At 42.7% G+C, this 15,377-nt stretch carries 11 protein-coding genes; 3 read left to right on the top strand and 8 right to left on the bottom strand.

Annotation, left to right across the window (positions count from 1 at the left end):
- Positions 1-26: 26 nt before the first annotated feature.
- The 6 genes from R9C00_08610 to R9C00_08585 form a co-directional block, all read right to left on the bottom strand.
- Entirely contained in the window at positions 27-2,654 is a 2,628-nt protein-coding gene (locus R9C00_08610; protein ID WPO37508.1) for a PAS domain S-box protein, read from the bottom strand.
- A gap of 192 nt (positions 2,655-2,846) precedes the next feature.
- A complete protein-coding gene (locus R9C00_08605; GenBank protein ID WPO37507.1) occupies positions 2,847-3,359 on the bottom strand; it encodes a DinB family protein in 513 nt (170 codons plus the stop codon).
- Between the two features lie 101 nt (positions 3,360-3,460).
- Positions 3,461-4,813, bottom strand: coding sequence for an aspartate aminotransferase family protein (locus R9C00_08600; GenBank protein WPO37506.1), 1,353 nt, complete (start codon positions 4,811-4,813; stop codon positions 3,461-3,463).
- A gap of 179 nt (positions 4,814-4,992) precedes the next feature.
- On the bottom strand, positions 4,993-5,871 hold the full coding sequence (locus tag R9C00_08595) for a class II fructose-bisphosphate aldolase (protein WPO37505.1): 879 nt from the start codon (positions 5,869-5,871) through the stop codon (positions 4,993-4,995).
- Positions 5,852-7,363 carry a hypothetical protein gene (locus R9C00_08590; protein WPO37504.1) on the bottom strand — a complete coding sequence of 504 codons (1,512 nt, stop codon included), beginning with the start codon at positions 7,361-7,363 and terminating at the stop codon, positions 5,852-5,854. The genes R9C00_08595 and R9C00_08590 overlap by 20 nt, the downstream gene beginning before the upstream one ends.
- Positions 7,364-7,723: 360 nt before the next feature.
- Positions 7,724-8,638, bottom strand: a complete 915-nt coding sequence (locus tag R9C00_08585) for a PfkB family carbohydrate kinase (GenBank protein ID WPO37503.1) — start codon at positions 8,636-8,638, stop codon at positions 7,724-7,726.
- A gap of 128 nt (positions 8,639-8,766) precedes the next feature.
- On the opposite strand from R9C00_08585, the gene R9C00_08580 reads away from it, so the two are divergent.
- From R9C00_08580 to R9C00_08570, 3 genes are all read left to right on the top strand, one after another.
- Positions 8,767-9,624, top strand: a complete 858-nt coding sequence (locus R9C00_08580) for an AraC family transcriptional regulator (GenBank protein WPO37502.1) — start codon at positions 8,767-8,769, stop codon at positions 9,622-9,624.
- A gap of 131 nt (positions 9,625-9,755) precedes the next feature.
- Positions 9,756-10,319 carry a hypothetical protein gene (locus R9C00_08575; GenBank protein ID WPO37501.1) on the top strand — a complete coding sequence of 188 codons (564 nt, stop codon included), beginning with the start codon at positions 9,756-9,758 and terminating at the stop codon, positions 10,317-10,319.
- A 209-nt stretch (positions 10,320-10,528) separates the two neighbouring features.
- Entirely contained in the window at positions 10,529-12,838 is a 2,310-nt protein-coding gene (locus R9C00_08570) for a TonB-dependent receptor (GenBank protein WPO37500.1), read from the top strand.
- Positions 12,839-12,857: 19 nt separating this feature from the next.
- Here R9C00_08570 and R9C00_08565 read toward each other — a convergent pair whose 3' ends face one another.
- Positions 12,858-14,414, bottom strand: coding sequence for an ABC transporter permease/substrate-binding protein (locus R9C00_08565; protein ID WPO37499.1), 1,557 nt, complete (start codon positions 14,412-14,414; stop codon positions 12,858-12,860).
- Complete coding sequence (locus R9C00_08560) at positions 14,411-15,376, bottom strand: ABC transporter ATP-binding protein (protein ID WPO37498.1); 966 nt, start codon at positions 15,374-15,376, stop codon at positions 14,411-14,413. Before R9C00_08560 ends, R9C00_08565 begins: the two co-directional genes overlap by 4 nt.
- Between the last annotated feature and the right edge of the window lies 1 nt (position 15,377).

Raw genomic sequence — 15,377 nt, 5'->3', positions numbered from 1 at the left:
GCTAGTTTCCGTTTGTTACTCCTTCCTTACTCATTTTTGAGTGGAAAAGACAATTTTACTTTTGTGCCCACACCAAACTCCGACTCAAACTCAATTTGCCCATGGTGTTCTTGGACAATTGAGTAAGAAATAGACAAACCAAGCCCCGTCCCTTTGCCTGGTGCTTTTGTAGTAAAAAAAGGATCAGTTATTTTGGATAAGTTATCATCCCTTATCCCCTTACCTGTATCTGCTATTTCAATTACAGCCATATTTTCAATCACTTTTGTCCATATTTTTATTTCTCCGCCCAACTCTATTGCTTGACTAGAATTAGTAAGCAAGTTTATAAAAACTTGGTGAAGTTTTCCTACATTTCCCTTTACTATCAAGTCCTCACCTGCAAATTCTTTTGTTACTACAATGCTATTTTTCAAACGATTTTGCAGCATGATCAGGCAATTATTAATGATAGAATGGATATCACAGTTTTCGTTAAAAGCCTCGTTGCTTCTACTAAATTGGCTCAAACCTTTCACTATATCCGAAGCCCTTTCCACGCCAGTCCTTATACTATTCAGAAGAATGGGGATATTCTTATTCTCATGACCTTGTTCTTCAAAATACTTCTTCAATCCCAGATAGCCCCCATGTATATAATTTAGCGGATTGTTTATCTCATGGGCTACACCAGCCGTAAGGATACCCAAAGAAGCCATTTTTTCTACTTGCAGCAGTTGGGCTTGTGTTTTTTTCAATTCGTCAAATGCAGTTTTCAATTCTGCATTTTGCTCATGAATAAGGTCATTCTTGATGTAAAGCTCCTCATTAGTAGCATTGACTTCCTCATTCATTGTTTCCAATTCTTCCGTCCGCTCTTTTACTAATAACTCAAGGTTGTTCTTATACTTTTCAAGTTCCAGTTCTGCTTTTTTCTTTTCCGTTATATCAATAAAAAAACCTTCCAAATATATTAGCTCATCTCCTTCAAATATTCCATCGCCATATTCTTCTACCCACACCCACTTGCCATTTTTATGTTTTATCCTATAAATAAGATGGTACGGATCTTTAGCATCTATCGCTTTCTCAACATCGGCAACCAAGTGAGCTACATCATCAGGATGGTACAAATCAAAGAAACTGATATTACCTTCCAAAAAGTCCTTTTTAGGGTATCCAGTAAGCGCTTCAATCTCATTGTTGAGATAAATCATGCTGTATCTCTCATCATTTTTGCAGAGATAAATGGTTCCTGGCACATTTTCCGCTAGGGTTCTGAAGCGCGTTTCGCTTTCTGCCAAAGCTTGCTGAGTAAGTTTATATTCAGTAATGTCATGAAAGACCACTACACCGCCTGTAATCTTTTGCTTATCGTTATAAATAGGGCTCGCATTTGCATTTATCCAATGCTCATTACCGACCTCATCTACTATGATCAACTCTTCCCCTTTGGTTGTTATCCCCTCAAGCACTGCCCGAGAAAGCGGAAGTTTTTCAGGTGGATAAGGACTACCATCAGGTAAGTGAGTTTGCCACCTCTGAGCATGCTCGTTCACCTCAATGCTTGTTAGGGTTCTGTCATCTCCCCCACGAATTCCGAAGGCAGCTTTATTGGCTATCCTGATAGAAACATTTGGCGCATCGGCTATCAAAATTCCCGAAGGCGACTGTGCAATCGCTGCCTCTAAAATGTTTTTTGTGGCAATTAATTCTTCCTCTGCTGCTTTTTTGTCAGTATTATCCCTTCCTATAGCCAAGATCCTTTCTTCACCAAGAAGAGTGACAATTTTCAACGTTATATCCAGCCAAATACCCTTCCCTTCTTTTGTTTTTGCTTGCCATTCGAAACTACACTCCTTGTATTTTTTTACTTTTTCCGTTATTTGCTTAACTTTTGCTGCTGCGTCTCTAACTTCTTCATTGCTCAAACTCTTCAAACCTCCTTCTTTAATTTCATGAAATTCGTAGCCAAATGTTTTGAGCATGGTTGGATTTGCATCTAATATATTCCCCTCAAGATCGTGAATGGAAATCTGGTCTGTAGAGGCATTAAAAATCTCTCGGTAAGTCTGCTCACTACTCGCAAGAGCATTATTAGTCTTTTTCAATTCATCTATTAAAACCCCAAAATGTTTTTTATAATAATAGATAATATAGATAACCAAAACAGATACAATAATGAGCATTATTGCATGGATAATCCAAGGTAAAACAGACGTTGTACGCTCCAAAATTGTACTGCTCAACTCTACCCTATTTGTGACAAATAAAAAGCCCAGTACCAGAAAACATACCAAGAGGCCTGCAAATACAAAAACAGTTTGCCTCAAGCTATATACTAGATATACATAAACAGGCAAGATTATAATAAGAATTATGTTTTCAGAGGAAAGACCCAGCACATATATATCGCTAAAAGCGATAATTGAAATACCAACTATTCCAAGTACACTTTTGACTTTCAAACCAATATTAGACCTAAAAAGGTAGACGAAAAAGAATACAACTACTATAGTAAAATCAGCAACAAACCTAATATTTAACTCATCAAACGTATACTCATAGGCAACCAAAACGCCAAGCATCCCCAATACAGAACCCATCAAAAAACCATGATCCAATATGTTATTGGCAATAATATGTTCTTTTTTATAAATACTTTTGCTATCCACTATTATTTTCTAAGAATAGTTAACAGATATGGCTACCGACAAGGCAGCCATATCTGTAATAATAAGTTTGTCACAATGTGGGGAATATAGCTATAAATTAGTAGAATTGATAGCGAAACTTGATCAAGTTGCTTTGAAATTATTGGGATCAAATAGGGTATTATTTTTTATAATAGCAATAAAACAAGTGTTTTACAATGAAAAATACCTTTCCTCCATAACCTGTAGATGGTGCATCTGGTGCCCAATGAGCATAAACCCTAGTGCAAGTGCCGAAATTTCTACATTGTAGCAAATTCCTGTTCTCATTAGCATTTCATCCGAACTGTTTTTGAAAAGGGTGATACTCGCTTTCCTCAACTCTTTAAACTCTTCAATAATTGCTTCTAAAGGCAAGTTATCTGCATTGGTGTTGCCTCCCAGCAGCTGCTCATCGTAGCCCGGCAACACTGTTTTGTCATTCCGCATAAACCGCATGGCACGGGTGGCTTGAATGCGCTCATTGTCTGAAATATGCTGGATGATATTTTTTGGAGTCCACTTGCCCGGCGCATAAATTTTATCTTGTACCGCTGTGATTTGCTCCAATCTCTCATCAAACCAAGTGAGGGAATTTTCCAAGCCTTCTAGCAGTTCAATATCATCGACCTTCAAAATGTATCGGTCAAAAAACTGGGGCATATTCTGGATGTCTGATCGTTTCATGGGTCTTATAGCTATGTTTTTTATTCTCGAAAAAAGCTGATAAAAATCTAAAAAACAAAATGCTGTTTAAAAATCCACTTCGCCCAAGAACAAAACTTTAGCTAAACCACAAATTTCTCAAACGCATCTCTCAGTGTGGCAATGATAAAATCACAATCGTCTTTAGAAAGAATAAGCGCAGGACGCATAGTAATTATATTTCCTTCTATAATCTTAAAAGCCAAACCCTTATCCATACAGTAATACATAATCTGCTCCGCTTCTTCCACAGCTCTTTCTTTCGTACTCCTATCTTTTACCAAATCCACCCCAATGTGAAAGCCTTTCCCCGCCACGTTTCCTATTATCGAAAACTCTTCTTTTAGCTCAATCAATTTAGCCATTAGGTAATCGCCCAATTCAGCTGCATTTCTTACCAAGCCATGTTCCCGTATGTACTCGATCTCCGCCAGACCAGCAGCAGAGCAAAGCGGGTTTTTCTCATGAGTAAAGTGACCAATAGAGCGGTGCTGCAACACATTGTACTTTTCTTTGGTGACTATGCCGGCAAAAGGCACCAGTCCTCCGCCTAGCGATTTGCCCAACACCAACACATCAGGCGTGACAAAATGCTCGCTGGCAAACATTTTTCCTGTTCGCCCGAAGCCTTCAATTATCTCGTCAAAAATCAAGAAGATCCCGTATTCATCGCACATCCTTCTTATTTCTTGCCAGTAAAATTGGGATGGGACTACTGGCGTAGCCGAAATGGGTTCGGCTATAATAGCTGCTACATCCGGATTTCTTTTTAAAATAGTTGCGAGCTGGCGAAGGTATTCCCGGTCAATTTGCTCTTGGTTAGTATAGCCCCAAGGGTTTCGGTAATAATTGGGAAATTCAACATGAAATGCTCCTGGAACCATAGGGCCATTCCCGACCAAAAAATGCTCTTCCCCAGAAATGCTCGAAGCCTGAAACCCTGTTCCATGGTAAGCATCCCAAAAAGAAACTGTTTTCCATCTGCCCGTAATTTGCTTGGCAAGCATAATTGCCATTTCAATGGCCTCTGAGCCACCTGGGCAAAAAAGCACCCTGTCTAGCCCTTCTGGGGTGATTTCCACCAGTTTTTTAGCTAGCTCAATAGCGGGAATATTGGTATATCGGCGGGGAGTAAAAGCCAAATGGCCTTGTAGTTGCTTAATGACCGCTTCTATCACTTTTGGGTTACTAAACCCGGCATTGTGCACCCCATTTCCATGTAGGTCGAGGTAGGAATTTCCATCTAAGTCTGTAATTCGAGCCCCTTCGGTCTTGGTCAGCACATTCATCACAGGAGTGGACAGCGCTTGGTGCAAGAAGTATTTTTCGTCTTCTTCCAGAACTTTTAACGTTGCATCGCTAAGTTGATTTCTATATTCTTTTCTTAATGGTGTTACGTTGTTATCACCTTGTTCGTTAGAAACTTTTTGGGGCATCTTTTCGTGTTGGTTTCGTTTGGGAGCGAAAAATACAAAAGATGGATACAACCCAATTGGGGTTCATAGAAAGTTAACGAAGGCTTAGCGTAGGGGGCAAGTAACCGATTAGGAAGAAAAAACTCCCCAAAACTGACGAATAGCCCTGAGGAGGTGGGAAAAGTTTAACTTTGCGCTTATTAAACATTTACCGCTTTCAATCGGTCGGCAACCACTTTTTTGATTTCTGGAAGCACTTCTTTCATGATAAATGGAGGATAGGCTCCCGCCCCAGCTTTATCAATTTCCTGCTTCGCAAACTTCATATACGTCGAGTGAACAATCGTCCCTATGTTGATCTTAGCAATCCCCATGGTGATAGACTTCTGTATGTCTGCATCGGGAATGCCTGTGCCTCCATGCAACACCAATGGAGCGGGAATAGCCAATGAAATTTCCTTCAAACGGTCGAAGTAGATTTTTGGTTCTTCTGGAGTAAAACCATGCGCAGTTCCAATTCCTACGGCAATGATATCTGCCTTAGTTGTTTCATACAAGTTCACCACATCCTCTACACTTGCCAAAAAGTCGTCAGGAGAATTTACGATGACGTCTCTTCCCATAATCTTACCAATCTCAGCTTCCACCACCACGTTGGCAGATGCTGCATAGTCAACTACTTCTTTGGTTTTGGCTATGTTTTCTTCAATAGGAAGTTGAGAACCGTCAAACATGACCGAATCGTAGCCAACATCTATTGCATGCTTACACATATCCACCGAAGTACTGTGGTCAAGGTGCAAGTAGACATTATGCTTTGCTGTTTTCTTTATACCATCTACCAACGCTCGGCATACTTCAGGCGAGTTCAACTCCACCACTGGCGGATAGGTCATCACCATCACATTTGTATCCAATTCGCTGGCCGACTCCACCACAGCCCTCAGGTCGTAGTTGTCATTCACGTTGAAAGCAGGGAGGCATCTTTCTGAGTTTCTATACGCTAAAAACAACTCTTTAAGCGTGGCAAATCGCTCATCAAATTTCTTGTCGAGTACTTTATCTATTACTGTGTCCATATAAATAACTGTTACTTTTTTCTATATCAATAGTTTGAATTTCTAACCAGTGGTTGAGTTCCTGAATTTCTTGCAGGAGATGTCCCCTACCTATTATCCAATGGTGATCCAGCCCATTGTTCATTACCGAAGATAGAATGTCCTTAGCTTCGTTTTCCTTAGGCTCTACTTCCGCATAGCTTCCTCTAAATGCCATTTTGGAAGGCTTGATCTCTCCTTCCCAGCCCATTACCCGACCAGCATCTGGATATTGGTACTTCGCTATGGTCACAGGGCCTGTTTTTTGTAAAAATTCCAACAGCATTCCCATGCTACTTTCCTCGTCGTAGTTTTCCAAAATGCTATGGTTTCGCACCTCAAATCCTGAGTCTGTATCTATCAGTTTGGTAGGTGCTCCACCGCAATGCCAAAAGCCTATGCGGTTTTTATTTTCTTCTATAAGGGATAAATCTACTAGTGTTGGGATGGCTTCTTCCAAGCTGAGTTGGTTCATAAGCACCATGGTGATAAGTGCGCCCATGTCCGACTCATCTGCTACAGGGATTCCCAAATCTTGGATCAATGCCCCAGCACCGTCTCCCGCTATGCCGTAATGATCAAAAAGCTCGGGCCAGTTTTTGAGCCCAACTCCCAAATAATTCTTTTCCCTACTGAAATCTACTATGGCAAGGGAAAGCCTAATCGATTTTTCAATTTGCTCAGCAGCTACATTGTTGTATTTGCACAGAGGATGGTTGAGTAATTCTTCTTTGATTTCGCTGATTAGCGCACCTGAAAATCGCTTTCCATGCTCCCAAATAGTTTCAAAATCCACACGGTCTACTTTTATTCCAAACCGCTTCAAAAGCGCCATTTCGTTTAGTTCGCAATCGTAAAAACCGGGAACTCTAAATCCTCCAATCATCCCAATTGTCCGTTGGTTGATAGACGCTTTGGCATACACCGCTTTCGCAAAAACCATCATATGCTCCGCCAAGCTTTCCGAACGAGGCGACTCGAACAACCAAGAGTATTTCACTCCGCTAGACTTGAAAATATTCAATAGGAAATTTTGCGCACAGAGTCGGTTGTTGGAAAGGCGAGCTCCCGTTGCTTCGTCGTGCGACCAACTAAGTACAGGTGTTGGATTTTGCATGAGCCAGCGGGCAACCGTAGCGCCCAATTCCCCGGCCATGAACGAACCTTGGTAGATAATCACCCCATCAAGTCCTTCTTTTTTTGCTTGTTCTAGCCAGCCCAATACATCTTCGGGAGTTTGTAGCGGCTCTTTGGAGCAAACAAGGTTGAACCGATCTTTGGGAAGGCTCTGCTTCAGGCTTTCTTTGGCTATTTGGTAGTTTTCCAAAATAGAATTCCAATCGAAATGAAGTTCAAAACCTATTCCTACCAGCCCAATATTGGCTCTGTATTTTGCTTGTGGAGGAAGGATCGCTTTCTCGAAAAGATGGCTAACAATGCCATGTTCCAAGTTTGATAATGCTAGTGTTTCCATTGTTTATTTACCTAATGTTTTCAAAAAATATCTATAAAAAAATGGGCTATGTGCTTTTTAAAATACACTGTGAACTAAATAACCGAGTGTTTTAATAATGCTTATTATTTTGATTTTTAGACCCTGCTGACGGTTACTAGGTGCTAGTTACGGGTTACTGGTTCAACTAGGTAATGAGTTGATTAACTGTCTTCTTCTTAAAAAGTAAAAGACTTTTCTTAAGAAAAAACGAGCAACCAGTAACGAGAAACCGCAGCGGCGGACCGTCAGCAACAATCAAATACGGTAGTAAATCAACAATAGGCTTTATTTTAAAAACACGAAAACTTGGTTTACAAGGTATTAATTAGCTGAAAATGATCAGCTCATTACTTCAGAATGAAGGTGTTTTTCCATGAATTCCCTTGAAGGAAAGTGGGTTCTCCCACCAAATACCGTTGCGACTTGTGCGGCAAAAAAGCTGGCATATTCCATGCGCTGCGGCAAGTCCATTCCTTGCAAAAGAGCCGAAGCATACGCCGCATGAAACGAATCGCCACAACCCGTTGTATCTACTACTTCAACTTTGAAAGAAGGTTGATGAACTAGCTTCCCATTATCCATTGCAAATGAGCCATTGCTTCCGTCCGTCACTACCACTTGGGCATTGGTGAATTGGGCTATTGCCTCTACGCAGTCCTCAATGCTGGTTTTGCCCGAAAGTGCCTGGGCTGTTTCCAGAGGCAAAATGGCGTGGGAAGTAAGGGAAACCATTTCTTTCATCACCGCTTCATCTGCTTTTTCCAGATCGAGCACCGTGGCTATCCCGTACTTTTTTGCAAGTTTGAGCAAATGCGTATTTATCACGGCATCGTAGCCATCTACCAATATCAGTTTACAGTTTTTGATGGCAGATTCATCTAGGTCTTCAGGTTGGAAAGGGGCGTAACCGTTCATCGAATACAAAACAGTTCGTTCGCCTTCACTATTGATCTGAACTATCGCTATGGCAGGAGTCGCCTCTTTTTTCTCTTTAAAAAGTGTGGGCTTCACCCCATGTCGCAACAATTCTGCTTTTGCTATTTCGCTGAGCGTATTCTCGCCCAAATAACCCAAAAAAGCCGTATCGTGCCCAAGAGCTGCCAACCCGCACGCTGCATTTCCTGCCGGGGCACCTCCTTGTATAATTATTTTCTCACACTCGTTTTTCTGCCCAAAGGCAATCGTTTCTGGGCTAGACACTAGTAAGTCAACTACATTTAACCCGCTGCATATTACTTCCATATCCCTTTCCATTTCGTTTTAATCTACAACAAAAGTACGCTGTAAGACTATTCCCCATTAAATCCTATATTCTTCAAAAGATGTACTATATTTCCCTTTTGATAATTAAACACGAACTTTAAATAGAAATATAGAGCTTTATGCGGCCTAAACTGGAACTAGTCCCCCACGACTTAGACAGCTCGATCCATGCTTTTTTCTACGAAAACAATCATTTTGATGCACCGTGGCACTACCACGAGGAATTTGAGCTGACGTACATCCGCCAGAGCAGCGGAATTAGATATGTAGGCAGTAGTATAGATAATTTCCAACCCGGAGATTTGGTGTTACTAGGCTCTTCGTTGCCCCATACTTGGAAAAACGACCCTACATATTCGGCAGGGTCTGCTTCCATTTGCATCCAGTGGAGTCCCCAGATATTTGAGGAATTCTTAGATAAAATCGTAGAGTTCCAGCCCATCAGGCTCTTGCTTTCCCGAGCCGATCATGGGTTGCATTTTGAAGAATCGGGACAGACTGCCGAGATAGGCAAGCAGCTTGAAGCCTTGCCCCAAATAGAAGGTGCTCGAAAAATAATGGCATTTATGGAGGTTTTGCTCAGCCTCTCGCAGCTTAAGGAGGTAAAAGCTCTTTCGGGGTCTGGCGGAAAATTGCTCAAAACGGATGAATCGGACCATCGGGTAAAAGATATTGTCACTTTTATTGAACAAAATTTCACTAGGAAGATTACTATTGGAGAAATGTCAGATTTGACGTTCATGACCAAAGTATCGTTCTGCAAGTATTTCAAAAAGCAGTTCAGCAAGTCTTTCACCCATTACCTCAATGAATTCCGGATCAGAAAAGTCTGCCAAGGTTTGCAAGACACCGACTTTTCCATCAACCAACTAGCCATGGAATGTGGCTATGAAAACATGTCCTTTTTCCACCGCCAATTCAAAAAATTTGTAGGGCTTACCCCTGCTACTTACCGAAGCAAATACCATAGCCTTTAATTCACCTTTCCTCATTACTTAAAAAAGATAAAATGCAATAATGTTGCAAAAACCTTTTACTAAATGCAACATTATTGCATTTAGTATTTATCTTTGCATGATAAACTCAAAACCTACTAAAACTTATCGTAATGAAAATTAAAAATTTCTTATTCATTTCACTTGGATTGGTGATGACCTTTTTGTCTTCTTGTTCGGACGATCCTGAACCAGAAATCCCTAATGAAGAAGAACTGATCACCACGCTTACCTACACGCTTACACCTGTGGGTGGAGGAACAACAGTTGAACTGAAGTTCAAAGATTTGGACGGTGATGGAGGAGATGATCCAGAAATAACAGGAGGCACATTGGCTGCAAACACTACTTATGAGGGAAGTATTGAGCTATTAAACGAATTGGAATCTCCTGCTGAAGACATCACGGAAGAAGTAGAAGAAGAGAATGACGAACACCAGTTTTTTTACCAAACTACCGTTAATGGTCTTTCTGTTGCTTACGACGATATAGATGGTGACGGAAATCCTGTTGGCTTGGCTACTAAAGTTGCGACCACTACTGCGGGAAGTGGAAAATTGACCGTAACTTTGAGGCACGAACCCAACAAAACCGCCGACGGGGTAAAAGACGGCGACATCACCAACGCAGGTGGAGAAACAGACATAGAAGTTACGTTTGATGTGGAAGTAAAGTAATTGATTGGTTTTCAAGCTTTATGATGTGTTGCTGGTTTAATAAGTTGGAAACTAAATCACAATAATTATTGAACTAACATACCAGTATAGGGTTAAAAAAATTGTCTGGCGCGAGCGTCTCGCTTGAATTGACTCCAAATTAGATTATCAGTTCGCCCAGCAAAAAGCAACTAACACCAATCTTCACTCAGCCAAAAAATTACTTAACAGTGTATTTGAGAAATATAGTATTCATCCTAATGTCATTTGCAGTTCCTGGGCTAAGTTTTGCTCAGGACTGTTTTTTTAGTATAAAGGGGGTAGTGCAAGAGCAAGGCTCGGACACACACGTGCCTTTTACCAATATTGTTATTGAGGAAAGCAAAAGAGGGGTGATGAGTGATGTGCATGGTACTTTTGAGCTAAAGAACGTGTGCAAGGGAGATGTTCACCTGATTGTGAGCTACATCGGTTACGAAACCCAAAAAGCTTATTTTAAAGTAGATGGAGATACTTCAGTAGTGATCAGGCTTTCCAAAGCTACTCGCTTACTCAATGAGGTGTCGGTAGTGGGGATGGAGATGATGGAATCCACCCAAGAAGTGCAGATGATAAGGGAGGCTACGATTGCCGAAAATGCCAACCAGAACTTGGGGAATATGCTAGAGAGCATTGCCGGGGTGAGTACGTTGCGGACGGGAAGCACCATTTCCAAGCCCGTTGTCCACGGGATGTACGGCAACCGTTTGACTATTTTGAACAACGGCGTGGCACAAAGCGGGCAGCAGTGGGGGGCAGACCATGCGCCAGAAATCGACCCTTGGTCGGCAAACAAGCTCACAGTGGTGAAAGGAGCGGCGGCGTTGGAGTACCAAGGCAGCAACTTGGGGAGCGTGGTGATGATTGACCCTAAGGAAATTGACAATGAGCCGCATTTGCATGGGAAGGGCAGTTACTTTTACGAATCGAACGGAAGAGGACACGGGGTGAACATGCAGCTTGAGCAAGACAAATGGTTGGCCTGGAGGGCGGTTGGGACTGTCAAAAAAAGTGGGGACAAACGAAGCCCGAATTATTTTTTGACCAATACGGGGCACGAGGAAGCCAATTTTACCCTCCAACTAGAAAAGTCGATTACCCCCGATTGGAAAACCGAATTGTACCTTAGCACCTTCAACTCGAACCTTGGAATATTGAGGGGCAGCCATATCGGAAACCTGACCGATTCGGAGGACGCTTTTGAGCGAGAAGTGCCTTTTCACACCAAAGACTATTTTTCGTACGACATTTCTGCACCGTACCAAAAAGTGAATCACCACTTGGTGAAATTCCATACGGGTTATGCATATGGCGAAACGGCAATGCTTGATTTTACCTACGCTGGGCAGCTCAATTTGAGAAAAGAATTCGATGTGAGAAGAAGTGGTCGGTCAGACATGCCTGCTTTGAGCCTAGAGCAATTCAGCCATTTTTTTGAGTTTAAGTTTGAGAAAGAATTGAACATTGAATGGTTGCTAAAAACAGGTGTTCAATTGAATAGTGTGAACAACACAAACCTGCCTGAAACGGGGATTTTACCCCTCATCCCAGATTATGTTTCGAACAAAACAGGTGTGTTTGCCATCACCCAATGGGATTCGGACAGGTGGTTTGTAGAGTTTGGGGGGAGGTTTGATTATGATGTGCAGCGGGTTGCCGCTATTTCCCAAACCGTTCCGAGGGAAATCATTCGGTACAATAACCTTTTTGCCAACTACAGTGCCTCAGGTGGGGCAAGCTATGAACTAAGCCCGGGCGTAACGCTAGCTTACAACATTGGCTTGACTTCCCGAAACCCTGAAGTGAATGAGCTGTATAGCAATGGGGTGCACCAAGGGGTGGGCGGAATAGAAGAAGGCGATCCCAACCTAAAAAAAGAGAATTCTTTCAAAAACACATTTTCCATCAAGGCCAATTCCCAAAATAGGTTGATGGTGGATGCTTTGGTTTACTGGCAAAAAATAGACGATTTCATTTACCTCAATCCCCAAGATACCGTAAGGTTGACCATCCGTGGGGTATTTCCTGTGTTCAAATACGAGCAGACCGATGCGGTGATTTATGGGCTAGACTTTGCCGCGACCTATAAATTTACAGACCTCACCAACGCCGTGCTCAAATACAGCTACCTGAAAGGTTGGAACGAAGGGGACGATTTGCCCCTGATCAATATGCCATCCAATAATATTTTTGCGGCGGTGAACTACATACTGCCTAAGGCTGGGAGGTTTGAAAACATCACGTTAGAACTCAACAATAGGTACGTGTTCGAACAGAGAAACCTGCTGCCTTCCCAAGACTACGCCCCGCCACCAAAAGGCTATAACTTGGTGGGGGCAAAAGTTTCGGCAGAAAAGCAACTAGGCTCGGTAAGGCTAAATACCTTTGCCAAAGCGGAAAACCTCCTTAACCAAGTCTATCGCGACTACCTCAACCGCTGGCGCTATTTCGCCGATGATCTGGGTATTAATGTAGTATTGGGGGTTAGCTTGGAGTTTTAACCATCGCTATAACCCATCATCACTCCCCACCCAAATACTTCCCCAAATCAGACATAGTTTCAATACCTAAAGAATCGGCGGTGTTCCCACGCATCATGAGGGCGTAGCTGTTGTTGAAGCCCAGCGGTTTTCCCCAATGGATATTGAGCAGGGAGTCACTTTGGAGGGAAACATAATCAAGCACTTTTTCTGATGAGCGAATGAGGTTTTCTATCACCGCTTCTTCGGGCTTGAACCAGACCAAAAAGCCCGTTCCTGTATATTCTACGTACATATCTATCTGCCCAGCCTTCAGCGCATCTAAGATAATTTTTGTACCTCCCAAACCCCCTTTTACCTCCACGGTAAGCGAGGTTTGGTTCTCTAGATAGGTGGCAACTAATTCTCCCAAGATAAATTGCTCGGTGAAGATCTTCCCTCCTATTGCCAAATCTGTGTCGCCCTGCCTGTCTATATCCGTCTGGAAACCCTTTTCCCCTAGGAAGTTTTTTGCTGCTGTTTTAGCATCGGCTATACCATGGTCTACTTGGTAGTTAAGCTTGCGCATTGCTTTGTTATCGATCAACCCTTCCAACTTATCCAACAAGGGAAGTAGGTAAGGATATTTCTCCAAAGTTTCTTTTCTGACCACAGGAACAGCTTGGTAAGGCGGAAAATAGTTTTGGTCATCGGCCAATACCTTTAAGCCATAGGCATCAATTCGCCCATCGGTAGAATATCCTCCTATCACATCGACTTGCCCTTCCACCAAGGCTTGGTACATTAGCCCAACATCCAGCTCCACAGTTTCCATTTTCAGGCCATACACCTGCGACATTCCTGCATAACCATCTACCCGCTCCATAAACTCAGGGTGGAAGCCTCCGGTAAACCCATTGCCCCCAGCATCATTTTTACCAGCAAACCAGACCAAGAGCAGCACCAAAGGAGCAACGATTAGCACTGGTTTAAATAGCTGACTGATGTTCCGCTGGATAATGGAAAAGAGAAAATCAAAAACAAGGGCAAGGATGGTGGCGGGAATAGCCCCTGCCAAAATCATATTGGCATCGTTGAGGGAAATACCTCGATAAATAAACGTACCCAAACCACCTGAGGCAATAAGTGCACAGAGTGTTGCAATGCCTACATTAATGACCGAAGCGGTTCGGATTCCTGCAAAAATGGTGGGCATGGCCAAAGGTAATTCTACCTTCAAAAGCAGCTGCTGGCTGGTAAATCCCATGCCCATTGCCGCCTCTTTTACCGAAGAATCCACTCCCTCTATTCCCGTAAGGGTATTTCGGACAATGGGCAGCAGCGCATAGAGAAACAACATCACAATGGAGGGCAGCACGCCTATGCCCAAAAAGGGCAGCAAAAAACCGAGCAAAGCCAAGCTAGGAATGGTCTGGATGGTGCTCACTACGCCCATTACAGGGCGGGAGATTTTCTGAAACCTAGTGAGCAAAATACCCAGCCCCACACCAACCAATGTTGCCAAAAAGAGGGAAAACAAGGTCAGCCAAATATGCTGCAAGGTTTCCTTCCAAAGCGTATGCTGATTTGCCTGTAAATAATCTAAAAACTCATTCATGCGTATCCGTTTTCCACCCACCGCTGGTAAGCGATCAAAAGTGCTTCTTTGTTTGTATAAACTGGTTCACTGCCTTCTCTTTCCTCTTTAAAAGCAAGCAGGTGCCCATTTGCCGAATTGAGCACTAAGGCTAAATTTTCCTGAACAGAAAAGTGGCTTATTTCCTTGCCATTTTCTTCTTTACCAGTAGGATTGAGCAAGGGCAAAAGGTCTTTTATTTTTACCAAACTGAAGCTAAGCTGCAAAAAATCATTTTCGAAAAAAGCTTTGCTAAAACTAGAATTCGGATTAAAAACCAAGTTTTTTGGAACTCCTTTCTGAACAATCCTCCCTTGATCCATGAGGCAAATTTCATCTGCAAGTTCCACCGCTTCGGCTACGTCGTGGGTAACCATCACCATTGTAGTATCGAGCAGGGTTTCTAGCTGCTTAAAGTCTTTCCTTATTTGCTGACGGGTGAGCGGGTCGAGCGCCCCAAAGGGTTCATCGAGCAAGATGACGGGTGGTTCGGCAGCCAATGCCCGGGCAATGCCCACCCGCTGTTGCTGCCCTCCGCTAAGCTCGGCAGGTTTCCGGCTAAGGATAGACTGGGGCAAATCCAACATTTCCAGCAATTCGGAAGTTTTTTTCTTGATTTTGCCTGCTTCCCAACCAAGGAGCGTGGGCACCACGGCAATGTTTTGGGCAATGGAATAATGAGGAAAAAGCCCAGTATCTTGGATAACGTAGCCTATGTTTCTGCGAAGTTGTTCGGGAGTGATGGCAAGTACATTCTTGCCCAATATCCTGATCTCTCCCACATCAGGCTCTACCAAGCGGTTGAGCATTTTGAGCGTAGTAGTTTTCCCACACCCACTTTTCCCCAATAGCACCAACGTCTTACCTTTTTCCACCGAAAAGGAAATGTTATCGACCACTCGGTTTCCAGAAAAGGACTTGCTCAGCTTACTGACTTCAATCATT

This window comes from Flammeovirgaceae bacterium SG7u.111 (assembly GCA_034044135.1).
Lineage (GTDB): Bacteria > Bacteroidota > Bacteroidia > Cytophagales > Flammeovirgaceae.
The sequence above is the reverse complement of the archived record's forward strand: the minus strand, read 5'-3'. Positions and strand labels throughout refer to the sequence as shown.